Genomic DNA, 24314 nt, shown 5'->3' with positions numbered 1-24314 from the left:
GAAGCACATTTTTCAATCAGCAGCCAGGGCGTCCCGAAGCGCTGGGCGGCCACTCGTTTCGAGCCACACAAGGCAAGACACCATCAGCCACACCCAGCACTTCCGGACCAACTAACAACTTACGGAGACACCATGATCGAACGCACACGTGCCGGACTGATAGCAGCTGCCGCAAACGGACGCAAGGGCGGACGGCCCCGCAAGGTGACAGATTCTGACGCGATCAAGGCTCGACAGTTGCGCGAAAAAGGTATCAGCGCTCCAGATATTGCACGAATGCTCGACTGCTCACGTGCGACGGTCTACCGGTATCTCGCGTAACTCTTGAACAGATACAGAGACAATTCGCATGGCGGATGTCGATAGGTCACACCGTAACTGTCAACGCGTGGTGCAGCATAAGATGCTGACCGTTGTAGCGGACCCCCACCACGTTCCGTCACCAAAAAGCGTTAGACCTTTCGATAACGCAAACGACCCATGGTGTTCGATTGATCTACCGTCTTCTGGTAGTCCGACTCAGCGTTAGCGGCTGTGGCTAAAGAGAGTGCACGGAGACTGTGCGGAACCGTCCTCGGCTTCGGGCAGGTCGAGGCGCACGGTGTCTGCCAAGTCGAGGTGGAGACGAGACCGACGAGCGAATGATCTCAGTTTCCTTGCGCGCTAGGCGAGTTGCGCGGGGGCGGCGAACGTCTTGTTGATCAATGCGAGTGGTTGGATGATTCCCCGGAAGAAGGCTGGGTGGCCTATCACTCGATCTCACCGCGACCGAGCTGAAGACTAGACGTCGTCGACCGGTGTTCAGAAAGGGGCGATCCACACTTGGACACCAGACGGAATTGAAAACGGTGAGGACGTTTTCGATGAGCGAAACAAGCAGTCCCTTAGACTCCTCCCATGGCTCCAGCAATCAAAACCAACCCGCGGCATGAGGTAGCCGAGCAGACGGCACTTTGGCGGAGGCAAGCGTCCTCGCTACCCGCGTTGCGTGGAGGCAAGCGAGTCTGGTTTGCGCTCGTCGTCGAGCTCGTGGAGCAGATCGCCGCTGGTAAAGCAGACGTTATGGAGTCTCGCCCCAATATTCCTCCTGCGATTTTCGAGGGCGCCATACACAAGGTTGGCGCTGCGCCCTCAACAGATCCATCAACATGGCGTGAATACGGCAGATTCCTCAAAGCGGCTGGATTCGCACAGACCGTGCGAGGTCGACTTGACCTAACATCGGCCGGTCAGGCTTTTCAGTCGGGTCCGGCACCCGAAGCCCTCGGTGCAGCCCTCGCAGGCCACTTTCGGCTATTCGCGGAATCGCTGGCGTTTGTGTCCAACGCGCCATGCACGGTCGAGGACCTCGACCGCCATCTTCGCGTTCAATATGAAACGGCATGGAGGAGTCTGGGCGGCACGCGCGATCGGATTGATTGGCTTGACGCTCTTGGTCTTGTCGAAGGAATCGGAGGCCGGCGTTGGAGTACAACGTCAGCGGGGGAGAAACTTCTCGCTCAGTGCACGATCGTTAGCCCCCAAGCCATCGCAATACGTCGTACCACCACCGACGACATTGCGGAAGCGCCGCACGAGATCAAGCTCCTCCTCGCAGAGCTCTCGACGACCGAACGTACTCATGAATCTCGTAGCACCTACAACATCTGGGTTCCAAGTCCAGCCTCAAGACCCAACAAGGTCGAAAACCTCAGGACGATTGTGAACGCGGCCCTCGATCCAATCGATCGGGAAGAGCTTCTTCGCTTTATTACCGACACGTTCGCGCTGCAACGCAGTAGCGTCGATTCAATGATGCCGTTCCTCCGGGCATCGGGTCTTCTGCACGAGGTCGGACTCGGCATTTACCAAGCCACGACCTCCGCTAAAGCGTGGATTGAATCGGAAGAGGACATCAACTTCATCCGAATTCTTCATGCGAATATGCGATTTGTCGGCGAAATGCTTCAGACTGTGAAGCTCGGTATCACTCGCACTGACATGTATCTCGAATCTGCGAAGTACGGCCTCAACGTCGACAAAAGTCGCTGGATCGCATCATTTCTCGAAGACGCCGGTTTGGTCGAGCAGCCACGGTACGGGAGCCTCCGGGCAACTTCACTTGGACTAGCTCTGCTCGCTGGGCTGCCACTCGCAACCGCTCCGATTCCTCGCGATCATGAGCAGGCTCAGTCTGCCGAGATTACCCGGGCCAGCCCCCCAAACCAACCTTCGCTCACGGATCAGTTGGTGACGTTGTCGCGATCGCCAAACGCTTCAGGTCTCGGTTCGGGGAAGGCTTTCGAGCTCGCAATCCGCGATGCTTTTCGAGCACTGGGGTTCCATGCACGAATAATCAGCGGATCGGGTGATACCGATGTCGTTGTGAGCTGGCGCGACGATACCGGAACTGAAGCGGTGGCCATCGTAGAGGCTAAGTCTCGATCGAACGGTCAGGTATCACACACTGACATTAGCGATGTAGCTTTGGAGACTCACAAGACCCAGCATCAGGCAGTTTTCGCTGCGGTAATAGGACCGACGTTCGCTGGCGAGACCATCAAAAACATGGCCGTCAAGCGGAAGTGGGCGCTCGTGGACGCGCAGGGGCTTGGAGATATCGTTGAGGCTGCCACCGAGCTCGGATTGAGCCCGAAGACGACGAGTCTCTTGTTCAAGGTTCCAAATGGACTCGACGAGCTAGCTCGCGCAATCGAGGGGCGACGCCGAAAGCTTTCTGTGATTTCGTTTGTGGTGTCCCAGCTTGTCGACGAAGCAGCGGATACAGGTGACGCGATTACAGCCCGCGATATTTCTCGAGACGGGCGGAGGTCCCAGCTACAACCAACCCTCGAAGAAGTACTGGATGCACTCGCGCACCTAACAAGCACGGCCACTGACGCGATTCGAGTCGTGCAAGGACACGATGACGTCAGATTCTCGACATACTCACTCGGCGACGCGCGGTCGGAAGCTTCGCGATTGCGAGCGTTGGCAAACGCAATTGAAAGGTCATTGCCGGAGAATCTTAATAGCTGAGGGTGATGTGTGTCTGCGCGACTCCGTCATGTACCGAATGTGGTGCGCTTCCGTCTCGCCAGGTTGACGGCTTTTGTGATCGGAAGGTGTCCCCGGCGTATACCTGATCTCGGTTTGCAGCCATGGCCGGCCGCGCGGAGGCTTCTTGCGCTTCCCATCTATGGCTCTTGTTGCGCTGATTGGGGTTACGCTGAATCGTGTCGTAGTCGACACGATATTTCTCATGGGCGGGTCGACCGTTTGACAAGTTCACCAGTGCAACCGTGTTCGTGATTTTCTTCCGGCGCAACACACATTTGCGGACGGGCGGCTTGCCCGCAGCGCGGGCCGCTTGATCTCGCGCTGGCGTGGCGTGTTGCCCATAGTGACCGCCTGAATGGATGCGACGGGGTGAATCTTCCAGTGTCTCAATATTTCAGGCATCGCTATATGCCGACACGGCGGGCTCGCTCGGTGCATGGCCTCACCGATCGGCTGCGCGTACTAATCCGATGCGAACGTCACTGCGGATTCGTTCTGGCGATTTGGGCGCAACGCCTCATATGTGTTCACGTGTAGGCGCGTTCGAATCATTGGTTCCCGTAGATGAAGTCCTGTATCGCCTTGGTCTCGGCCAAATCGTAGGGGTCGTTCGCCAGTCGTTCGGCCTAGTCACGAATGTCTTGGCGTCGCTTCTTCCGCAGTTCCATTGCCATACAGGGCAGCTTGATCGCAGCCTCAGTGGCGCCCCAGTTGGGGGAGTACCTCACCCCGGCATCGATCACGCCCCCCAACTCGCTCGCGTGATCGCAAGATGTACGGGTTCCCAGGTCTAAAAGGAGAATCGAACGTATCTACGCCCCACCGTGCTAATCCGCGATACTCGGCCTCGTGACGCCTGGAAGATCTCACGTCGACTGACATTCATGCGATATCGTTTGTGGCGCTTGCTAAACCGAATCCACTCTCTTTGCATGCGCAAAGCCCATGATGATTCGGCAACTTTCGTCGAGCAAAGAAAATCCGAACACGAAGGACGACGATATTGAAGATTGACGAAATTGAAATTGGTCACGACTACGCCTACCGTGTTGGCGGTCAAGGCGCATTCACCCGTGTGAAATGTCTTGAGATTCAGAAGAGAAGTTCCCCGCCTCGCGTGGTTGTCCGTTTTGAGGCTGACGGAGTCAAGGATCGCGTAACCCCTGCCAGGTTGCACGTCGAGTGGGACCTCCGCGATGCACTCATGGAGAAGGAGAGCAGGCAAGCCGCGGTCCGTAAGGCTTCGCTCGGTTACAACGATCCGCGGGAAGACGCGTGCCATGTTGTATTCGACGAACTGATTGATCGAACTATTGCATCGGCAGGGCACAGCAAAGAGGCTGGTGTCATCACGATTTCCGATGTTGATGCGTTGGCTCGAATTCTCGAGATTGAGCCTACTCAGCTGGAATCTGACTCATTGACATTCCGTGACGGTGATGATTTGGTGGCGCCGTGGGCGACGACAAGCCTTGTCCTGACCAGGCTATGTGAACTGAACTCCGAGAAGATTTTGAAGCGGGTGGAGTCGGATGAGCGGGCGGCCGCTGCAAGGATCCGCGAGCATGGCAGCGATGATCCATGGTGGTCGGGGTTTGAAGAGAATCAGGTACAGGCGCGGAATATTTTGAGGCAATGGTGCGGAACTGAAGCAGTAGAGCGGCGCGATGAGCTGATCGTGCTACGCGAGCAGGTAAAACACGCGTGGGATGCGGCTGAATCAGCGATCAAACTGCTGAGGAACTATGGGTACGACACAGATGCCGACCGACTTAGCCGCGAACTTCATTCTTGACTAAGGCCAAGCGACGCACTCTAGTCATCCTGAGCTGACAGCCGCCAGACATGACGCATTCGGTACGCAGAGAGTACGCAGTAGATCCGAAATTGTCCGAATCCTGCCAACGGTACTAGTCGGTTAACCTCCTGTTCAGGGCATGTTCTCGTATCGAATCAACTTCGACAAACGCCCAGCACCGGATTCCGCTTCAACGTCTAGATCTGGCTTCGGGTCCTCACCGCACGGGCATCTCGCTGAGCGCCCGACGTGTGACAAACCGCCGTGGTCTCCCCGACAGCGGATCGGTGAATTCGAGTTCCCTCGCGAGCAATTGGAGTGGGAGAGAATGATCGTCCGGCGCGTCGGGGAGCAGGTCGGGGTATCGCCGGTCGCCCAGAATCCCGGCGCCGAGAGCTGCCAGGTGCACCCGCAACTGGTGCATCCGTCCGGACTGCGGACGTAGAACCGTGTGCAGCACAGCACGTCCGGAGGCGCTCACGCCCGTCCCTCGCGCCTCGATCATGGTCTCGGAGTTGGGTTCACGGCTGTCGTCGACGAGGACCCGCAACTCGCCACGCCGTGCTTCGATGTGGTTGCGGTAAACGAGGGGACCATCGGATTCGGCGAACCCCTGTGCGTCCTGGCCCCACCGGGACGGTCGCGCTGACACTGCCTCGTAGACCTTCGTGACCTGACGCTTCTCGAACAGTGACTGGTAGGCGCCGCGCGTCGCGGAGCGGGCCGAGAACATCACCACGCCTGCGGTGCCGCGGTCGAGTCGATGGATCGGGGTCAGATCTGGGTTGTCGAGGCGGACCCGCAGTCGGACGAGCGCCGACTCACGCAGGTAGCGCCCGCTGGGGGTGGTCGGGAGAAAATGTGGCTTGTCGATGACGACGAGATCGTCGTCGATGTGCAGGATCTCTTCGTGGAACGGCACGGGGTCCTCCGCCGACAACTCACGGTAGTACCAGATGAACCGGTGCGCGCTGAGTTCTGTGCTCCGGCAGATCGACTGGCCGTCGATACCCACGAACTCACCGTCGTCGAACCGCCGATACAAGTTTTCGGCGTCCAGATGGCCGAACTTGGCTACGACGTACTCGGCGATCGTCGCCCACGGACCAGAGAGCGGGATGCGTAGGCGCGTCGGGCCAACCCCGTTCTTGACGGGCAGCGGTGGAGACATGGACACGCAGGTCATCATCCCATCGACAGCTGGTCAGCGGTGATTCGGTGTGGCCTCTACCGGGGACGTCCCCGCGGGGACGCGGAAACCGAACTCGGAGCGGCGGCCGCCCAGAGATCGTCGAGTGGAAAATCAGTAGCGCGGACGACAGTCGGGTCCGTATTGTTCGGGAGACAAAGACCGCAGTCGAAAAGCGCTGCGGTCCATACCTTCTGTAGCTCAATTGGTGAGAGCACCCGACTGTGACTCGGGCGACGGCGGATCGTAACCGCCCAGAGGGACTCAGCTCAGATACGGCTCAGGTCGGGCCTCTAGGCGCAGAGACCGGCAGCCCTTTGCCTGCACAGTTGCCGAACCAGCCTCAGTCGGTATTCCCTGAATCGCCGAACAGCATTCCAGTCGCCGGCCATTTCCGCGTCGGCAAGTAGGTATTCGCAGTTGTCCAACTGATCCTTCAAAGACATCATCAGAATTCACCTCCGATCACCCGAGCAAGTACCTGTCCAGGATGCGTCCGACGGGACCTCGCGGGCATCGGCCGTACTACCTGATCAGGTACCTGCTTCGGAGTGGGGGCGGGCTACTTCTTGACCGCAGACGCAGGTAGCGGCATACCGCGCTCGGCCAGGACGGCGCGGAGGCGATCGGGGTAGTCGGTGATGATTCCGTCGACACCGAGGTCGATCAGGGCGTGCATGGTGGCGGGATCATCGACGGTCCACGGGATGACCTTCATGCCACGCGCATGTGCGCTCGCGATCATGTCGGCTGTCGGATAGAGGGTGAAACCGGGATCCCCGACCTTTCCGCCCTGCGGAGTTCCTTGGACAGGGGAGTAGGCGGAGGCGCCGAAGGTTGCCACCGCCGCGATGCCGTCGCCACCGAAATCATCGATGTCCAGACCACCGAGCCACGGTGACGCTCCGTCCTTGCCTACCTGGAGAAAGTCGCCGTTGGTGAGCGCGACAACGGGCACACTCGGCGCGAGTTGACGGGTGAGCATGAGCGAGCCCCAGTCGAAGCTCTGAATGGTGACGCTGTCCAACAATCCGGCTGTCCGGATCGTGTCGAGAACTACGGAGACGAACTGCTCACGCGGGGCGGTCTCGTGAGGCGCTCCCGCTTCCACCTTGGTCTCGATGTTGAGCTTGATTCCGGGTGCGTTGTACGACTTCACCAGAGCGAGGACTGCTTCGAGCGTCTGCATTTTCGCTCCCGGAACACTCTGCTGCTCAGGGTATCCGGCAAGGGGGAGGGTGCCGCAGTCCATGGTCTCGATCTGCTGCAGGTTCAGCGTGTTGACGAATTTCCCGACGTAGGGGAACTCCGGGTCGCCGGCAGTTGCGGGCTCGGTGTCGAGGCATTTCTTGTTCGAGATCTTACGATCGTGCGTGACGACAGCGATCCCGTCTTCGGTGACCTGGGTATCGAGTTCCAATGTGCTGACGCCCATTTCGAGAGCATTCGAGAACGCGGCCAGGCTGCTCTCCGTGTACAGGCCGAGCCCGCCGCGGTGGGCTTGGACGTCGAACGTCGAAACCGGCTGGGGCGCTGAACTACCGAACGAACCGGACCAGTCGAGACTTCCGGTGGGCGATGCGGCGGCCGGGGTCGCCAAGGCGGTGAGGGGGAGTGCGACGGTCACGGCGGCGCACGACAATATTCTGCTCAGTTGCATGAAAGGAAACGTAGAGGCGCCGAATGGCCCACTGGGGTTCGTTAGGTAAACTAACGGTAAAGGTCAGGCCGCGTGAATACGCTGCTCGATGCCGTTCGCTTGGACCTTCATCCACGACGCCAGAAGCTCGCACCCGGTCAGTCCGCTCTCGTCGAGAGGTTCGATCGCGTAGCTGATGTGTCTACCGCCGCGAGGGTTCTCCAGCTGAAAGCGGTTCAGGTTCAACCGCGTCGGCAGATAGCCGAGTACTTCGAGGAACGCGGTGCGAATGCGTCGTAGATCGGTACGCCACTGCTTGGGGCTGAACCGAGTCTTCTGCGCGTTCTGGAAAGCATTGCTGCGAAGTAGTTCCCACACCTTACGTGCCCACACGCGTGCCTGGGAGAAGGACATCCAGCGCGTCAAGTCTGCGATGTCGCGAATGTAGTTGTCGTCGCTGGCATTACAGATCATGTCCTGTGGGTGCCCGATCCACTTGACCGGAATCCACGGGTGGACTTCGGGTCCGTCGCCGGCAACGCCGTGTCCCTCACAACCTTCGATGACACCGGCCGGTTGTTGAGGATCCGAGATCAATCCGACTCCGATGATGTTGGCGCCGTTCAGCGTCGGAGAAGTCAATGTCGGAAGTGCTGCGCGGATCACACTGCATCCCTGGGAGTATCCGATCAGCATGACTGGGCCGTCTGTCTGTGCGATTTCGGCAGTGAGGGCCTTCACACCCATCGCGGTGCTGTGCCGAAAGCTCAGGCCGCCGTCGGCGACCGGGCCGTACGACGCGGGATAGGCGACCCAGCGAGAATCGAATCGATGGTCGAGTTCGTCGGTGACGGCACTGAGGAGTCCGCGCACACGGGCGCCGTCGTCGCCGACGTGGGATTCGCCGGTGCCGCCAACTGCAAGAACGGTTACCTCAGCCATGTCAGCCATGATCCACGTCGATTCTGAGAGGTCGGCATCCAAACCCTGAGAAGAGACTGGCAATCCGTTGTGCTGCGAAATCGTTATGGAACGAGCACCATTTACCCATGACGACGCCGAATCGTTCATCCAGGCGAAAAGTGTCCGTGGTCGGGGCGGGAAGCGTCGGCACTGCGATTGCATACGCATGCTTGATACGCGGATCAGCCGACGTCCTTGCCCTCTACGACACCAACAGGGCAAAGGTCCGCGCCGAAGTTCTCGATCTCAACCACGGAACCCAGTTCACACCGCCGTGCACCGTGGAGGGAGGCGATGACATCTCGGTCACCGCGGGATCGGACTTGGTCATTGTCACCGCGGGCGCCAAGCAGCATCCCGGCCAGTCGCGGCTCGAACTTGCCGCGGTGAACGTCAAGATTGCACAGACTTTGACCGAACAACTGTTGTCGGTGTCGCCGGACGCGGTTCTTCTCTTCGTCACCAACCCGGTCGACGTGGCGACCTACGCCGCGATCCAGGCCGCTGGACCGTCGTACAGCGGCCGAATTTTCGGATCGGGGACGGTGCTCGACACGGCCCGATTGCGATTCCTGCTGGCCACCGAACTCGGAGTCGCAGTCGAGAACGTCCATGCCTTCATCGTCGGCGAGCATGGGGACTCCGAGATTCCGCTCTGGTCGAGCGCAACCATCGGCGGAGTGCCGGCAACCTCGTTCGTGGGACCGTCGGGCGGCATCCTCGGCCCCGACCTACGCGCGAACGTCGCGAAGTCTGTGGTCCGCAGTGCTTACGAGATCATCGAAGGAAAGGGTGCGACCAACCTCGCCATCGGATTGTCGAGCGCATTCATCGCGGAAGTCGTGCTGCGGGACGAACAACGGGTTCTGCCGGTATCGACTTTGCAGACCGGTGTCCACGGACTCGAGCGCGTTTGTCTCTCCCTTCCCACGATGGTTGGTCGTGCGGGTGCCGGTCGAGTCCTCGAAATACCGCTATCGGAAAAAGAGGCTTCGGGCCTCCGATCTTCTGCCCGTACATTGCGAGAGGTGCAGGAATCTCTGGGATTGTGAATATCTGTTCTCCTCGATATCCGACATATAGGATCAACAAATGATCAGCTTCCTGATTCGCGCCGCGATCTTCCTGGGTTCTGCCGCTGTCGGGCTTCTTGTTGCGTCGTTGATTCTTTCGGGTTTCTCGGCGCCCACATCCGGATTCATCGTTGCGGTCGTGATCTTTGCGATTGCGCAGTCGGTCCTGGCGCCGTTCATCGCCACAGTGGCGAAGCGACACGCACCGGCGTTTCTCGGCGGAATCGGATTGGTATCGACGTTTGTCGCTCTATTGGTGGCGTCGCTCTTCTCCAATCTGTCGATCTCCGGTGTCTCGACGTGGATTCTGGGAACCGTCGTCGTGTGGCTGGTAACCGCAGTTGCGACGCTGGTTCTTCCGTTGTTGTTCGTGCGTAAGAAAGTTCAGGAGAAGAAGGCACAGTGACGCGCCCGAACATCGGTATGGACTACACAGTCCTGGACTGCCCGGATCCAGCTGCATTGGCCAGCTTCTACGTCCAGGTCCTCGAGTGGAAAAGTGTTCGCGACGAGGACGATTGGCACGTGATCGAAGGACCCGGCGGGGAGCGGCTCGCGTTTCAGCTCGCTCCGGATTTCGTTCCGGTGGACTGGCCGACCTCCGGCGTCGGGATCCATCTGGATCTGCTCGTCGATTCTCTCGACCCCGCGGAGGCTTGGGTGATCAGTCTGGGTGCGCGGCGGGTGACCGGCAACCCGGACCATCAGACTTTCCGCGTCTACCGCGACCCGGTCGGTCACCATTTCTGCCTGTGCCTGCGGGGCTGAGTGCCGACTCGCCCCGATCTCGTCGACCGTGGATAATTCCGAACACTTGTCACGCCCGAGAATTGGAGATCGACGATGGCTTCGCAGAATTCCGACGAATTCCTGGTAGAACGTACGACGATCGTCAAGGCAGAAGCCTCGGACGTCTTCGCGTTGATCAACGATTTCCACCAGTGGACGCAGTGGTCGCCCTGGGAAGGTCTCGACCCGGCAATGCAGCGTACGTACGCGGGTCCGGACGCGGGCGTCGGGGCTTCGTACGCCTGGGCGGGAAACAAGAAGGCGGGCTCCGGTTCGATGGTGATCACCGAATCCGTCCCGAATGAACGCGTAGTTCTGGACCTGGCTTTCCTCAAGCCGTTCAAGGCGCAGAACGTCACCACCTTTCTCATCTCGCCGAATGCCGGTGATGTTCAGGTGACGTGGAAGATGACCGGGAAGAAGAATCTGTTCTTCAAGATCTTCGGTTTCATCTTCAGCATGGACAAGCTCGTCGGTAAGGATTTCGAGAAGGGCCTGTCTCAGCTGAAAGCTGCTGCAGAAAAGAGCTGACAAGCCGGTGGTACCGTCTCCCGGTGTTACGGATGACGCCCACCGATGCCCAAACTTTCTGGATTTCGGAGAAGATCCCGAACGATCAGCTATTGCTCTACTGTTTCGACGGTCAGAGCCAGTCGATCGACGAGCTACGCCGCTCAGCGGTGGAACGAGCGTCGCTCATTCCGGATCTCAATGTTCGGATTCGTGAATCACCGTGGCACCTCGACTATCCGGTCTGGGAACCCATGCCGGTCGATGCCTCGTTGGTGAGAGTGCATGAGCTGACCGATGACTCGTGGATCTCGTGCATTCAGGGAATCGAGAAACTCCTCGAGAACCACGTCGATCCGCGCGAGTCGCCGTGGGCGCTGCACCTGTTTCACGGCGTCACCGGCGTGCCGCGCTGCAGTGGCCCGGCGCTGATCGCAGTTCTGCAGGTCGCGCATTCTCTGGCAGACGGCAAACGGGCGTCGGCGATTGCTCGCCAGCTGTTCTCGCCGCAACCGCCCGCGCAGCAGAAGACGGACGTGCGGCGTAGCGGATCAGCCGAGATTCTGGGCCGCGCCGCCTTGCGCCTGCCGGGTCAACTCGTTTCACTGTTCCGCGACGGCCGGGCGGGGCACCGAGCGCAGTTGCAACTGCAGGCCGACACCGAATCGGGAGTTGTTGCGCCGCAGGCGGCGAGCCGTCCCAAAGTGCGCTCCAACATCCCTCCCGGACCTCACCGATTGGTGCGCATGGTCGTGCGGGACAGCGCAGATTTCCGTGGCGACGGCGTATCCGTCACGGTCGGAGCGATGACAGCTATCTCGCTGGCGATGGCGAACTACCTCACCGAGCGAGACGGCTCGGTACCGCCGGAACTGGGAGCTGAGGTGACCATCGCCAAGGCGGGTACACCCACGGCGCGCAACCACTTCCGCAATGCAGGTGTCGGACTGTTCCCGGACGTCGAAGACCTTCGTGAGCGAGCCCAACGGATCAAGGAGTCGATGGACGAGCGTCGCGCACGAGCGTCCCATCCGTCCAGTGCAGCGTCGGATCTCGCGCTGAACGCGGTTCCCGGCCCGCTGGTCCGTTGGGGCGTGCAGCAATACGATTTCACGGCGGTGCCCGACGAGGTCACCGGCAACACCGTGGTGTCGAGTGTCGCGCGCGGTGACGCGGATCTGATGCTCGGAGGCGGCGTCGTTCGGTTCACCGCCGGCTTCCCGAGTTTGTCACCGGTCATGTCGTTGACCCACGGCGTCCACGGGATCGGGGACACGGTGACGATCAGCATCACCAGCAGTCCGGCCTCGATTCCGGACATCGACGTGTACGAGCAGATGATGCACGACGCGATCGACGAGGTGCGCGAGGCGCTGTCGTGACGGCCTGATGTACTGGGAGCATGGGATTCACGCGCGCCGAGCTGGAGTCTTTCCGAGACGCCGAGATCGAGGATCTGATCGGGCCGAATTGTCGGCTGTTGTTCGTCGGTATCAATCCGGGACTGTGGACTGCCGCGACGGGCGCGCATTTCGCGAGGCCAGGCAATCGGTTCTATCCGGCACTGCTGCGGGCAGGCATCATCGAGCGTGCGATCGACCCCTCCGCGGGTATGTCGGACGCTGACACACAACATCTGATCGATCGGGGAGTGGGCATCACCAACTTGGCGGTGCGGGCAACTGCGCGCGCAGATGAATTGTCGTCGGAGGAGCTCGCAACTGGCGGAGTCCGGGTCCGAAACATCGTGCGCGCAACCAAACCAGTAGTCGTTGCCTTCGCCGGGATCACCGCCTATCGAACAGCTTTCGGTGACAAGAAGGCGAAGGCCGGGCGCCAAGACCGCGATTTCGAGGGGGCAAAACTGTGGATCGTGCCCAATCCCAGTGGCCTCAACGCACACGAGACGGTAGACACCTTGGCAGCGAAATATCGTTCCGCCGCATCCGAAGCCGGAATTCTCTGAGAGAAGTCGCAGTTCCGTTCGGCCAGAACAAGGTACAAGTTAAAGTGCTTGTATGTCTGTTCTATACAACGTCTTTGTAGTGATTCACCTACTCGGTATGGCTGCCCTGGTCGGTAGCTACTTCACGGTCCTCAAGGCTCCTTCGATCACCGAGGTCATGGTGTGGGGTGCCAGGATGCAGTTCGTGTCCGGCCTGATCATCGTCGGGTTGGGCGAAGGCGCCCTGGACAAGAACTACATTCACGCGAAGATCGCTGTGAAACTGGTGCTTTCGTTGGTCATCGTGGCGCTTGCCGAGATCACCCGTGCGAAGCAGAAGAAGTGCCAGCCCAATCCGAATCTGGTACACGTCGTCGGCGGTTTGTCGATCGTGACCGTATTCGTGGCCGCGCTCTGGACCTGACAAAGACACAAAAGAGCCCCGGCGATCGAAACTCGCCGGGGCTCTTTGCTGTTGACGTGTCTACAGGCCTGGACGCTTACCGATCGTCAGGGTCACTTCACCGGTATGGGCGAAGAAGTCGTTGCCCTTGTCGTCGACGACGATGAACGCGGGGAAGTCCTCGACGTCGATCTTCCAGACGGCTTCCATCCCCAGCTCGGCGTACTCGAGGATGTCGACCTTCTTGATGCAGTCGAGTGCCAGGCGAGCTGCCGGTCCACCGATGGATCCGAGGTAGAAACCGCCGTGGGTGTTGCAGGCGTCGGTCACCTGCTTGGAGCGGTTTCCCTTGGCGAGCATGATCATCGAGCCACCGGCGGCCTGGAACTGCTCGACGTACGAGTCCATACGGCCGGCCGTGGTCGGGCCGAACGAACCGGATGCCATACCGTCGGGTGTCTTGGCGGGGCCGGCGTAGTACACCGGGTGATCCTTGAGGTACTGCGGCATCTCTTCGCCTGCGTCGAGACGCTCTTTGATCTTGGCGTGCGCGATGTCTCGTGCCACGACGAGCGGACCGGTCAAGGAGAGACGAGTCTTCACCGGGTGCTTGGAAAGCTCGGCGAGGATCTCGGCCATGGGCTTGGTGAGGTCGATCTTGACCGCTGCGCCCTTGCCGGTTCCGGAGATTCCGTCGGTTTCGGAGTCGAGCTGCGCGTCGGTGACCTCGGGCAGGAATCGGCCCGGGTTGAATTCGAGCTGTTCGAGGAAGACACCTTCGGGCGTGATCTTGGCCTTGGCCTGACGGTCTGCGGAGCACGACACGGCAATGGCAACGGGCAGCGAAGCGCCGTGGCGGGGGAGACGGACGACGCGGACGTCGTGGCAGAAGTACTTACCGCCGAACTGGGCGCCGATACCGATCTTTTGCGTGAGCTCGAAGACCTTCTTCTCGAGCTCGTGATCTCGGAAGCCGCGACCCGTGATGGCGCCTTCGGTAGGCAGTTCGTCGAGATAGTGTGCCGACGCGTACTTCGCCGTCTTCATCGCGAACTCGGCCGAAGTACCGCCGACGACGATTGCAAGGTGGTACGGCGGGCAGGCAGCAGTACCGAGCGAGCGGATCTTTGCCTCGAGGAACTGCATCATCGAGTCAGGGTTCAGGATCGCTTTGGTTTCCTGGTACAGGTAGGACTTGTTGGCGCTGCCGCCGCCCTTGGCCATGAAGAGGAACTTGTACGAGTTCTCGTGTCCGGCAGCAGTATCGGCGTACAGCTCGATCTGTGCGGGCAAGTTGTTGCCAGTGTTCTTCTCGTCCCACATCGTGATGGGGGCGTTCTGCGAGTAACGCAGGTTCAGACGCGTGTAGGCGTCGTAGACACCGCGGGCAATGGACTTCTCGTCGTCGCCGGGGGTGAGTACGTGCTGTCCACGCTTGCCCATGACGATGGCGGTTCCGGTGTCCTGGCACATCGGCAGAACGCCGGCAGCGGCGATATTGGCGTTCTTGAGCAGATCGAGCGCGACGAACTTGTCGTTGTTCGACGCTTCGGGATCGTCGAGGATGCTCGCGAGCTGCGTCAGGTGATCCGTCCGCAGGTAATGAGAGATGTCGTGCAGCGCCGTTTCGGTCAGCAAGCGCATTGCTTCCGGCTCGACCTGCAGGAAGGTGCGGCCGTCCGGTCCCTCGACTGTCGACACCCCTTCGGTGGTGAGCAATCGGTACTCGGTGGTGTCATCACCGATCGGCAACAGGTCCTCATAGAGGAAGTCGGCCATCATCTCTCCTGAACAAGGGTGCGTGCGAAGGTCGCATTCAGGTTATCGTTGGGGGTTTCCTTCTCTGAATCGGGGCGGGTGTGAGCTGGAATTATCCGGATACCACTGGCTCGATCAAGATACTTCGACCAGTTCGGAGAGCTCGACGCCGCGAAATTCGGCAAGGATTTCGGCCTGCTCGGCCACCGCTGCGCGGGCCGATCGTGACCACGTTCCCCACGGGGCGACCGCGACCTTCAGCTTCTTTCCGGACGCCCGCGGTCGCCACAGTCCGGTGATCGTGCCGCCGACCACCACCGTGCCCGGTCGCCCGAGGGTTGGCCACACCGTCTTCTGTGCGTCCGGATCGGGAACCAGGGTCTCCCGATCCTTGAGCTGTACATACGGATCGAAAGGCCCGAGTAGGCGAGTGCTCGAATCGGTGGGGGAGCCGAGCAAGTCTTCGCGGTCCTGTTCGAGAATCCATCGCTTCTCGCCGTTCACCTCGATCTCCTCGGTATCGGTGGGCCAGTGGGCCCTGACGTCCTTGACCGGGGCATCGAGAAACGACGCAACGAGAGCAGGAGTGGCGGGGCCGTAGAAGCGCAAATATCCGCGGATCACGTCGAAGCGAGGATCGGCGTCCGAACCTGAGGATGTGTACGGGCGTCGGCGCCAACCCGGAATGCGTTCGAGCACTGGGGGAGATGTGCCCGGCTGCAGCTCGAGGCCTGCCTGAAGTGCCGCGAGCCGGAACGGCATCTCGTACAGATGGGTGGCGTTGCACGGGCGGCAGAATCTCAGATACGGCTCGGTGACCCGGGTGGTCAACTTCGCGGACATCTCGCCCTTGACGGTGGGTTTGGAGACGATATCCCGCATCGCGGTAGCAACTGTTTGCAGAGCGGTCAGGGTCGGAATGCCGGCGGCCTTCAGTGGCCGGTTCGCGTCGTAAATGCGTTTGGCTGCATCAGCTTCGCTGAACGGGGACGTGGCGACGGCGACAGCAGGCAGGTCGCGACGACGGTAGTAGTGGGGAGCGCCGCGCAATGTCCAAGCAAGCGCGAGGTCAGTGGCGTCGCCGCGGACGCCGCGGATCCGCAGTGCCCACGCGGCGCCGTCCGGTCCGGTGTTCTGAATCCCGAGGTCGAGTATTGCGCAGTCGTTGTGATCGGCATCACCGGAATGGGGCCTGTCGAGTTGATGGCGGTGCCACCGGAAATTAGCTACCTGCGTGAGTGAGGTTGCGCTAGACATGATTTCAGTTTACTGGTGGGTAACCGCAGGATTTGGGGCGGTTGATCAATGTGGCGACAGAATTGGTCAGATTCGACCGATTGGCCGGAATTTTTTCAGTAGCAGACCTTATTAGTCGAAATAATGACCCCATTGTCGAAATCCTTTGCCAACTGGTCGTTCGTATGATTACTGTTACCCACGTCACGGATACATTACAGATGTGACGCAGCTGTCACAGCACTGTCGGGTGCTTTGGGCAGCTGACCTCTGACTTCTCTAGGAGATTCACATGGGTTCACTGATGTCGATCGTCGAACTTGCACTCAAGGGCCTCGGCTCGGTCGGTGCCGGCGACCAGTTGTTCGAAACCTTCATCGGTTCGGTTCAGACGAACACGGGCAGCCTCAAGCCCCTCCTCTGATCCTGCTCGCTGGAATCGGATCGTTCGACCACACAACTTCCGCTCGGGTGACCGAGACCTAAACAACTGTAGGAGTTTTCATGGGATCCTTCGAAATCGTGGGGAACGTCATCACGGCTGTCAACAACGTCGGCACCGCATTCTTCAATTCGCTGACCGAGCTCAGTGGCGGCACGGTTACGCCCAAGTAAGCGTCGTCTGACGAGAAAGGCTCACGCACTCGGTGCGTGAGCCTTTCCGCGTCGATCGGAACTAGGTCGACCGGATCGAGTTTTTCCGATCACGTCGGGTTTGCCTCTTTCAGCCGGTACCGTTCGAAAGGTTCCGCTGCCGAAGAGAGTGACCCGGATGATCGAGACTCGTGCTTTGCGAACGGTTTTCCGCGTCTTCGTGGCGTTGGCCACGGCAGTATGTGGGCTCCAGCTCCTCACGGCACCGGGTCACGCTCAGTCGGTGGACAGCAGGCTGGTCGACATCTCGGTGTACTCACCGTCGATGGGGCGCGACATTCCGTTGCAGGTCTTGCGGCCCGCTGATACCTCGAGGCCCGCTCCGACGCTCTACCTACTCAACGGAGTGGACGGAGGCAAAGACGATGCGACGTGGTCGGTGCGGACCGATGCGCCGAAGTTCTTCGCGGACAAGCACGTCAACGTGGTCACCCCTCTGGGCGGAGCATTCAGCTACTACACCGATTGGGAGCGGCCGGACCCCGGCCTCGCGAAATCCGGCAACAACAACGGGGTCAACATGTGGACCACGTTCCTGACGGAAGAACTACCGCCGGTGATCGATTCGATGTTCGCGACGACCGGCGAGAACGCTCTGGCAGGCTTGTCGATGGCAGGCACGTCGGTACTGGATCTGGCTATGGCGGCGCCCGCGCTGTACAACAGTGTCGGGTCCTTCAGCGGATGTGCGATGACGAGTCCCGGCATCGGTCAAGACTTCGTGAAACTCGTGGTTGCAGTGGGTGGTGGTAACGCGGAGAACATGTGGGGTCCGTACGATGGTCCCGGCTGGCCGGCTCACGATCCGGTTGTCAACGCGGACAGGTTACCTCGCATCCCGATGTACATCACCACTGCAACCGGGATTTCGGGTCCGTACGACACACTTGCCGATCCACGGATCGGCAACGACGTCACAGATTTGGCGTTGCAGCTCGTTCTCGGTGGCGGAATCGAGGCGGCAACGCACTACTGCACCACCCAGCTTGCGGACAGGACGAACGCATTGGGTATGAACAACATTCGCTACAACTTCAAGCCGGCAGGAACGCATTCATGGGGATACTGGGAAGACGACTTACACGACTCGTGGCCGATGATCGCCGCGTCGCTCGGCGTGTGAGGTCCCATCGAGCGAGCCTTCGAAGCGTAGGTCTCGTCGGCGCGCTCGCCTTGATTTCACTACTTGCGCTGCCCTCGACCGCGCTCGCCGACGAGGCCCCGAAGATAACGGGCGTCACCGAACTGTCTTCGCGCTTGGTTCTTCTCGACGTCGCGAGTCCCGCTATGGGGCGCACCATGCAGGTGAAAGTACTGCTTCCTGCCGACCGCTCGGAACCGCGCGGGACGCTGTATCTCCTGGACGGCAATTCCGGGCAGATCGAAGAGAACAACTGGTTGGCCCCGGCTAACGGCGATATCGTCCCGTTCTTTGCCGACAAGAACGTGAACGTCGTACTCCCCATCGGTGGAACAGGCACCATGTACACCGATTGGCAGGAAGACCACCCGAAATTCGGTCGTCTGAAATGGGAGACGTTCCTGACGAAAGAGCTTCCCCCACTGATCGACACGAGGTTCGCAACGAACGGACACAACGCAATCGGTGGGATCTCGATGGGCGCAGAGGCCGCGCTGATCCTGGCCCAACGCTCGGCCGGGTTGTACGACGCAGTCGCGGGCTACAGCGGCTGCTACACAACCGTCGGAGGATTCGGCAAGGCGTTGACCGATCTTGTGGTCGTCAACGGAAATGCCCGTTCGGAGCAGATGTGGGGTCCGGCAGGCAGCGAGGCTTGGCAAGAGCACGACATCTTCGCCAATGCCGACAAGCTACGCGGCACCAAGGTGTATCTCGCCTCGGGATCGGGACTGCCAGGCCCGCACGAAACTCTCGATACTCCTGCCCTGGGGCGTGTACTGGTCGTCGGCGGGGTCATGGAACTGGGATCGAACCTGTGCACCGACCAGATCACGCAGGTGTTGCGCGATCGCGGAGTCGATGTCACCCGCAGCGCTCAACCGGTGGGGACGCACGGTTGGCCGTACTGGCGCGACGAACTCGTTCGCTCCTGGCCGATGCTCGACTCTGCGTTGTCGGCTTGAGCAATTCCTTGCGATGAGTTTCCGCTTCGGGCCGGGTCTATAACCGTGTACACCTGATTCGTCACCTCACCGACAAGGACAGAACATGCCTTCCATCACTCCCTGTTTGTGGTTCGACAACCAAGCAGAAGAAGCAGCGAACTTCTACATCTCGGTGTTCGGTTCCGGGCAGATCCTGGGAATCGAAAGATACGTCGAGGGATCGCCTTCCGGAATGCCGGCGGGATCGGTGATGACCGTCAGCTTCGAGCTCGACGGTCAGCGATTCACCGGATTGAACGGCGGACCGATGTTCACGTTCTCGGAAGCAGTGTCTTTCGAGATTCCGTGCGTCGATCAGGCTGAGGTCGATCACTACTGGTCCAGGCTGACCGAAGGCGGAGAAGAGGGCCCGTGCGGATGGGCCAAGGACAAGTTCGGATTGTCCTGGCAGGTAGTCCCGAATCGCCTTCTCGAACTGATGAAGGATCCGGATCGGGCCAAGGCGCAACGCGCCACGGACGCGATGATGAAGATGAAGAAGATCGACATCGCAGAGCTCGAACGGGCCGCGGACGCATCCTGAACACGATCTGGCCGATGGGCGACAGTCTTCGTTAGCTGATGCTAGCCTTCCCTAATTCTCGCTGGAGCGTTGGAGGAGTGCTGGTAACCATGCGAATCAAAGTCTCTCGAATGAAGATCGCAGTCACGGCCTTGGCGGCCTCACTCGCCGTCGCCGGGCTTGCCGGCTGCAGCAGCGACAGCGCTGACGCACCCGCGGAGGCGGGAGCAACCGTCTCGACCATGTTCGGCGACGTCGAAGTTCCGGCCAACCCACAGCGCGTCGTGGCGCTCGGTTGGTCGGACGCCGAAACAGCACTTGCCCTCGGAACGCAGCCGGTCGGTGTCGCGGACTGGATGGCGTTCGGTGGCAAAGGCGTCGGACCCTGGATTGCGGACGAGTTCACCACAGACCCGAAGATCCTCGGAACGATGGACCTGAGCGTCGAGGACGTTATTGCTCTAGAGCCGGACCTGATCTTGTGGACACGAAGCGACAACACGCAGGCAACCTACGACAAGCTGAGCGCTATCGCGCCGACGGTCGGGCCGCCGCCGGGTCTGGCCACTGCGTACGGGACGACGGTCGAGCAGCAGACCGAACTCGTCGCGGAAGCTCTCGGTAAGGAAGCAGAAGGAAAGGCGTTACTGGACGGCCTCGACGCCAAGTTCGACGCCGCGATTGCCGCCAATCCGGCCTTCGCGGGCAAGACCGCGGCGGTCGGCGCCTACAGTTCCGATGGTTACGGCGCATATGTACCCGGCGACGCACGCGCCGACTTCATGACCCGACTCGGCTTCACGATCCCGACGGCGATCACCGAAAAAGCCACCGGCAACTTCTACATCCCGGTCGCCAACGAGAACCTGAATCTGTTCGACGCCGACCTGACCGTGCTGTTCCCGATCTTCCTCGACAGCAGTGCGTTTGCGAACGATCCGCTACTGCGCGCAATTCCTTCGGCTCAGCAGGGGCATTTGTTGATCCTCGACGATCCCGCGCTCGTCAACGCGTTCTCGAGTGGCTCGGTACCGGGGTTGACCTACGCAATCGACAACGCCGTTCCGAAGTTTGCGAGCACACTCGGCGCCTGATCAGAGCTGTTTCGGGATCTGTCCGTCACTGTGAGCGTGTTCGCAAACAGTGGCGGGCAGTTCTCGTGCGTCGGTACACTGGAAAAAGTGAACTTTCAGCTAACGAGCGGCGGCCCAGTGGAGATCGCTCCAGTGGAGATCGCAGCGACCGCTCCTCGTTTTCCACGTATGCACGCATATGTGGATATCGCTGTCGTCGTCGTGGTCTTGGTGGGAACCAATCTGATCGCGCATTTCACCACCGCATGGGCAAGCATCGCCACGGTCCCCATTTCTGCTCTCGTCCTGTTGGCGCTCACCAAGCGCCGGGGGATGGGGTGGGCGGAATTAGGGCTCTCACCTCGTGATCTGCGGCGGGGTTCGAAGTACGCTCTTGCCGCCGTCGGCCTGGTCCTGACCGTAGTCGCCGTTGGCGCGTTGCTCCCGCTCACACGTCCTTTCTTCATGGCGGATCGCTACGCCACTATTTCCGGCGCGATCATCGCGTCGATGATCGTGATCCCGCTGCAGACCGTCATTCCCGAAGAGTTGGCCTTCCGCGGCGTCCTGCACGGCACGTTGAACCGGGTCAGTGGATTCCGGGGCGTCGCCGCTGCCGGTTCACTGATGTTCGGGCTGTGGCACATCGCGTCGTCGATGGGTTTGACCAGTGGTAACGAAGGGCTTTCCGGGTTTCTCGGTACCGGAGTCGTCGGTCAGGTCGCCGGGATCCTCGGAGCTGTTCTCGCAACCGCTGCAGCCGGCCTCGTGTTCACCTGGCTTCGTCATCGCAGCGGCAGCCTCATTGCGCCGATTGCTCTGCATTGGTCGTTGAACGGGGCAGGCGCATTGGCTGCGGCTCTTGTTTGGCACGCAACTCTTGCTTGATCCCAATATCTGACAAAAAGGACAGCATTCGCCGCGCGGCGCCGGGTAGTTCTGTGCTTTGCTCAGTGGGTGACGCACCTTCATCGAGGCCATGTCTTCCACATTTCCGGTCGTCCGACGGTTGAGGACGCGGCGCAGTCGCTCGTCTCGATCCCGGACGGCGTGTTGGCGATCGACGATGCCGGAACGATCGTCTACTGCGGAGAATTCGAATCACTCCCGAGCGATCTCGAAGGTGCTGAAACCCACGACCACCGACCGGGATTCCTGTTGCCCGGCTTCGTCGACGCTCACATTCATTTCCCGCAGACTTACGCCGGCGATGCGTACGGCGGCGGTCAACTCCTCGAGTGGCTCGATCTCTGTGTCTTTCCCTCCGAATCGAGGTTTGCCGATCCCGAGTTCGCCCAGCACGCTGCCGAGGCCTTCTGTTCTCGCCGAATCGCCACGGGAACCACGGCCGCGATGGTGTTCGGATCGGCCTTCCCACACGCGCAGGACGCGTTGTTCTCGGAAACTCTGAAACGCGGCCTTCGAGTGGTCAGCGGCCGCGGGATTCAGACCACCGGACCGGCCTCCGCTGCCGCGCTGATCACCTCGGAAGAGGACGCGATCAGACTCACCAGCGAGGAGATCGACAAGTGGCACGCATCCGACACCGGCGACGTGAACACTGCACTCGTTCACGTTGCAGTGGTTCCCCGCTTCTCCCTCGCGGTGACAACACGGACATTGAAGGATCTGGGGGAGTTGTACGACTCGGTCCGTGACCGGGGCGTCTACTTTCACAGCCATCTCAACGAGAACAATCGGCCCGGAACGGGCGAGGTGGCAACCACGCTCGCCGAGTACGAGGTCGAGACCTATCTCGACACGTACGACGGCAAGTTCCTCCCCGGCTCGCAGGTCGGCGGAAAGAGCTTCCTAGGCCCACGCGCGATACTCGCGCACTCGGTGCACTGCCAGGACTCCGAACTCGCACGAATGGCCGAGACCGGAACCTCGATCGCACATTGTCCGACGTCCCAGCAGTTTCTCGGCTCAGGCACCATGCCGTGGAAACGCACCGTGGCGTCAGGGGTCAACATCGCGATCGGATCGGATTTCGGCGGCGGCGACGAGTGCCTGCTCACCCGAGTCCTCGGCGACGCGTTCAAAGTTCACATCTCCGAAGCCGGCGACGACGGAGTGTCGATGCACCCCGCCGAACTGCTGTTCACCGGAACACTCGCCGGTGCTCGCGCGCTGGACATGGAGAACCGGATCGGCAACTTCGACGAGGGCAAAGAAGCAGACTTCCTGGTGATCGACCCGGCCGGATGGCCGCCGCTCGCCGGGCTCGTCAACCACGGAACGCGTTCGGACGATCCGATTCTCGCCCGCGACCAGACGCTCTTCGGGCTCCTGATGGCGATGCGCGAGCCCGCGATTGCGCACGTATACGTGCAAGGGCGCCGGGTGTCGGGCTGACGTGTCCGCAACCGCCATCACCGGGTACCACCGAACGAGTTCGGGATTCCGGGCGTGGGTCGAGCGCGCGGCCGAGACCGCCGGTCGATTCGACGGCTACCTGAGCTGTGGCATCAGTGATCAACCGGAACCGGTGTCGCACGGCGTGTCCGTCACGTTCGACAGTGCCGACGATCTACACCGTTGGCTCGAGTCGACTGATCGCCGCGATCTCGAAAGATCCGCTGCTGCAACGGGAATTCTGGCGCAGACGAGTGATCTCGTCCTGGTCGACGGCGTGCTGCCGCCGCCCGGTATCGGTGTGTACGACCACGCCGTCGTCGTGGGCAAGGAGAACGAGTTTCTGCGAACGCAACGACACCTCATCGATCTCAGTTCGCGATTTTCCGGCTATGAGTCGGTGATGTTGTTGCGGTCGGTCACCGACTCCACCCAGTGGAAGTCCGTTCTTCGGTTTCGGACTGAACAGCAGTTGGCGGTGTGGATGGCGTCACCCGAGAGGGTCGCAGCACTACCGAAACTGCGGGCCGAGTTGGCCGAGGACTTCACCGAGACCACGCGGTCGACACCGTTCGGCACCATCCTGCGCACGGATAACGGGCAGACTCGTGCGACGCCGAATTGGAAGACGGCGATGATCATCCTGCTCGTTCTCTATCCGACAGTGATGACCCTGTCACGATTTCTCGGTCCGCTGCTCGACGGAATCGGAGCACCTCCCTGGCTGTCGATGTGGCTGAGCCAGATAGTCAGCGTCGGCGCCATGACGTGGTTTCTGATGCCCACGGTCACGCGGTGGTTCCGCCATTGGCTGGACCCGGTCGACGGTGCTGTTCCCCGCACCAATTTTCGCGGCGTCGCGTCGGTAGTAGCCGTGTACGCAGTGACTCTGACGCTCTTCGCGTCCGTGAAGTGGCTGCAGTTCTGGGACTATTTCGACTGAATCCGGCCTCGGCGGAAGTACGCGAGCGGCCCGAAGAAGTTGACGAAGATGATCGCCGCCCACTTTTTCTTGCTGCCGTTGACCGTATCGGCAGGGCGTCGCGCCAAGTCTGTCCACGCGGCGATCGCCAGCAGGGACTGAATCGTGGCGAGCAGGGCGACGACGCGGCGCTGCGCGGGTGACAGCTCACTCCAGGATTTCTTCTTTGTGAGGTTCATGGTGTCCACCTTGCCCTCGAACGTCCGATCGGTGTCGAGATCGGGTTGTTATCGGTGCCCGAAGTTCCTCGAATCG

General features: G+C 60.6%; 24 protein-coding genes and 1 tRNA gene. 19 read left to right on the top strand and 6 right to left on the bottom strand.

What is annotated here, in order from left to right; translation table 11 throughout:
• Positions 1 to 132 precede the first annotated feature (132 nt).
• The 3 genes from G8767_RS35595 to G8767_RS30130 all read left to right on the top strand — a co-directional run bounded on the left by G8767_RS35595 (position 133) and on the right by G8767_RS30130 (position 4834).
• Positions 133 to 321, top strand: a complete 189-nt coding sequence (locus G8767_RS35595; protein WP_206029924.1) for a helix-turn-helix domain-containing protein — start codon at positions 133 to 135, stop codon at positions 319 to 321.
• A 576-nt stretch (positions 322 to 897) separates the two neighbouring features.
• Positions 898 to 3018, top strand: coding sequence for a restriction endonuclease (locus tag G8767_RS30135; RefSeq protein WP_166813519.1), 2121 nt, complete (start codon positions 898 to 900; stop codon positions 3016 to 3018).
• 1024 nt (positions 3019 to 4042) lie between these two features.
• Complete coding sequence (locus G8767_RS30130; protein WP_166813517.1) at positions 4043 to 4834, top strand: hypothetical protein; 792 nt, start codon at positions 4043 to 4045, stop codon at positions 4832 to 4834.
• A 220-nt stretch (positions 4835 to 5054) separates the two neighbouring features.
• Here G8767_RS30130 and G8767_RS30125 read toward each other — a convergent pair whose 3' ends face one another.
• Positions 5055 to 6026: a pseudouridine synthase gene (locus tag G8767_RS30125; RefSeq protein WP_166813515.1), complete on the bottom strand. Its 972-nt coding sequence runs from the start codon at positions 6024 to 6026 to the stop codon at positions 5055 to 5057.
• 190 nt (positions 6027 to 6216) lie between these two features.
• Between G8767_RS30125 and G8767_RS30120 the strand changes: the two genes are divergently transcribed.
• Positions 6217 to 6289 (top strand) — tRNA-His (locus G8767_RS30120).
• Between the two features lie 299 nt (positions 6290 to 6588).
• Here G8767_RS30120 and G8767_RS30115 read toward each other — a convergent pair.
• Both G8767_RS30115 and G8767_RS30110 read right to left on the bottom strand, forming a co-directional pair.
• Positions 6589 to 7686, bottom strand: a complete 1098-nt coding sequence (locus tag G8767_RS30115) for a glycerophosphodiester phosphodiesterase family protein (protein WP_200316140.1) — start codon at positions 7684 to 7686, stop codon at positions 6589 to 6591.
• Between the two features lie 63 nt (positions 7687 to 7749).
• On the bottom strand, positions 7750 to 8607 hold the full coding sequence (locus tag G8767_RS30110; protein ID WP_166813513.1) for a PE-PPE domain-containing protein: 858 nt from the start codon (positions 8605 to 8607) through the stop codon (positions 7750 to 7752).
• Between the two features lie 107 nt (positions 8608 to 8714).
• Between G8767_RS30110 and G8767_RS30105 the strand changes: the two genes are divergently transcribed.
• From G8767_RS30105 to G8767_RS30075, 7 genes are all read left to right on the top strand, one after another.
• A complete protein-coding gene (locus tag G8767_RS30105) occupies positions 8715 to 9680 on the top strand; it encodes an L-lactate dehydrogenase (protein WP_166813512.1) in 966 nt (321 codons plus the stop codon).
• A gap of 40 nt (positions 9681 to 9720) precedes the next feature.
• A complete protein-coding gene (locus G8767_RS30100; protein WP_003945275.1) occupies positions 9721 to 10107 on the top strand; it encodes a phage holin family protein in 387 nt (128 codons plus the stop codon).
• Complete coding sequence (locus G8767_RS30095; protein WP_166813510.1) at positions 10104 to 10469, top strand: VOC family protein; 366 nt, start codon at positions 10104 to 10106, stop codon at positions 10467 to 10469. Before G8767_RS30100 ends, G8767_RS30095 begins: the two co-directional genes overlap by 4 nt.
• A 75-nt stretch (positions 10470 to 10544) precedes the next feature.
• Entirely contained in the window at positions 10545 to 11021 is a 477-nt protein-coding gene (locus tag G8767_RS30090) for an SRPBCC family protein (RefSeq protein ID WP_166813508.1), read from the top strand.
• Positions 11022 to 11053: 32 nt separating this feature from the next.
• Positions 11054 to 12382, top strand: a complete 1329-nt coding sequence (locus G8767_RS30085; protein ID WP_166813506.1) for a WS/DGAT domain-containing protein — start codon at positions 11054 to 11056, stop codon at positions 12380 to 12382.
• A gap of 20 nt (positions 12383 to 12402) precedes the next feature.
• Entirely contained in the window at positions 12403 to 12966 is a 564-nt protein-coding gene (locus G8767_RS30080; RefSeq protein ID WP_166813504.1) for a mismatch-specific DNA-glycosylase, read from the top strand.
• A 52-nt stretch (positions 12967 to 13018) separates the two neighbouring features.
• Positions 13019 to 13369, top strand: a complete 351-nt coding sequence (locus tag G8767_RS30075) for a hypothetical protein (protein ID WP_166813502.1) — start codon at positions 13019 to 13021, stop codon at positions 13367 to 13369.
• Between the two features lie 60 nt (positions 13370 to 13429).
• Here the strand turns inward: G8767_RS30075 and G8767_RS30070 are convergent, their stop codons facing one another.
• Positions 13430 to 15127, bottom strand: a complete 1698-nt coding sequence (locus G8767_RS30070; RefSeq protein WP_166813500.1) for a fumarate hydratase — start codon at positions 15125 to 15127, stop codon at positions 13430 to 13432.
• A 114-nt stretch (positions 15128 to 15241) separates the two neighbouring features.
• The gene (locus G8767_RS30065) at positions 15242 to 16363 is read right to left on the bottom strand and encodes a winged helix DNA-binding domain-containing protein (RefSeq protein WP_166813498.1); all 1122 of its coding nucleotides are present in this window, start codon (positions 16361 to 16363) and stop codon (positions 15242 to 15244) included.
• 271 nt (positions 16364 to 16634) lie between these two features.
• On the opposite strand from G8767_RS30065, the gene G8767_RS36410 reads away from it, so the two are divergent.
• From G8767_RS36410 to G8767_RS30030, 8 genes are all read left to right on the top strand, one after another.
• Positions 16635 to 16766, top strand: a complete 132-nt coding sequence (locus tag G8767_RS36410) for a hypothetical protein (protein WP_255246888.1) — start codon at positions 16635 to 16637, stop codon at positions 16764 to 16766.
• 348 nt (positions 16767 to 17114) lie between these two features.
• Positions 17115 to 18119 (top strand): alpha/beta hydrolase family protein, encoded by a 1005-nt coding sequence (locus tag G8767_RS30060; protein ID WP_166813496.1) that lies wholly within the window; start codon positions 17115 to 17117, stop codon positions 18117 to 18119.
• A complete protein-coding gene (locus G8767_RS30055) occupies positions 18116 to 19102 on the top strand; it encodes an alpha/beta hydrolase family protein (RefSeq protein WP_346843050.1) in 987 nt (328 codons plus the stop codon). The genes G8767_RS30060 and G8767_RS30055 overlap by 4 nt, the downstream gene beginning before the upstream one ends.
• A gap of 85 nt (positions 19103 to 19187) precedes the next feature.
• Complete coding sequence (locus tag G8767_RS30050) at positions 19188 to 19667, top strand: VOC family protein (RefSeq protein WP_003945229.1); 480 nt, start codon at positions 19188 to 19190, stop codon at positions 19665 to 19667.
• 89 nt (positions 19668 to 19756) lie between these two features.
• A complete protein-coding gene (locus G8767_RS30045; RefSeq protein WP_095972217.1) occupies positions 19757 to 20740 on the top strand; it encodes an iron-siderophore ABC transporter substrate-binding protein in 984 nt (327 codons plus the stop codon).
• A 168-nt stretch (positions 20741 to 20908) separates the two neighbouring features.
• A complete protein-coding gene (locus G8767_RS30040; protein WP_124567143.1) occupies positions 20909 to 21607 on the top strand; it encodes a CPBP family intramembrane glutamic endopeptidase in 699 nt (232 codons plus the stop codon).
• Between the two features lie 69 nt (positions 21608 to 21676).
• Entirely contained in the window at positions 21677 to 23077 is a 1401-nt protein-coding gene (locus G8767_RS30035) for an amidohydrolase family protein (RefSeq protein ID WP_166813492.1), read from the top strand.
• Between the two features lies 1 nt (position 23078).
• The gene (locus G8767_RS30030) at positions 23079 to 24020 is read left to right on the top strand and encodes an antibiotic biosynthesis monooxygenase (protein WP_166813490.1); all 942 of its coding nucleotides are present in this window, start codon (positions 23079 to 23081) and stop codon (positions 24018 to 24020) included.
• Here the strand turns inward: G8767_RS30030 and G8767_RS30025 are convergent.
• Positions 24008 to 24238: a PLD nuclease N-terminal domain-containing protein gene (locus tag G8767_RS30025; protein ID WP_166813488.1), complete on the bottom strand. Its 231-nt coding sequence runs from the start codon at positions 24236 to 24238 to the stop codon at positions 24008 to 24010. The genes G8767_RS30030 and G8767_RS30025 overlap by 13 nt on opposite strands.
• Between the last annotated feature and the right edge of the window lie 76 nt (positions 24239 to 24314).

Source organism: Rhodococcus sp. IC4_135 (genome assembly GCF_011602025.1).
Lineage (GTDB): Bacteria > Actinomycetota > Actinomycetes > Mycobacteriales > Mycobacteriaceae > Rhodococcus_F > Rhodococcus_F baikonurensis.
Note: the sequence above shows the minus strand (reverse complement) of the source record. Positions and strands in the feature narration are given on the sequence as shown.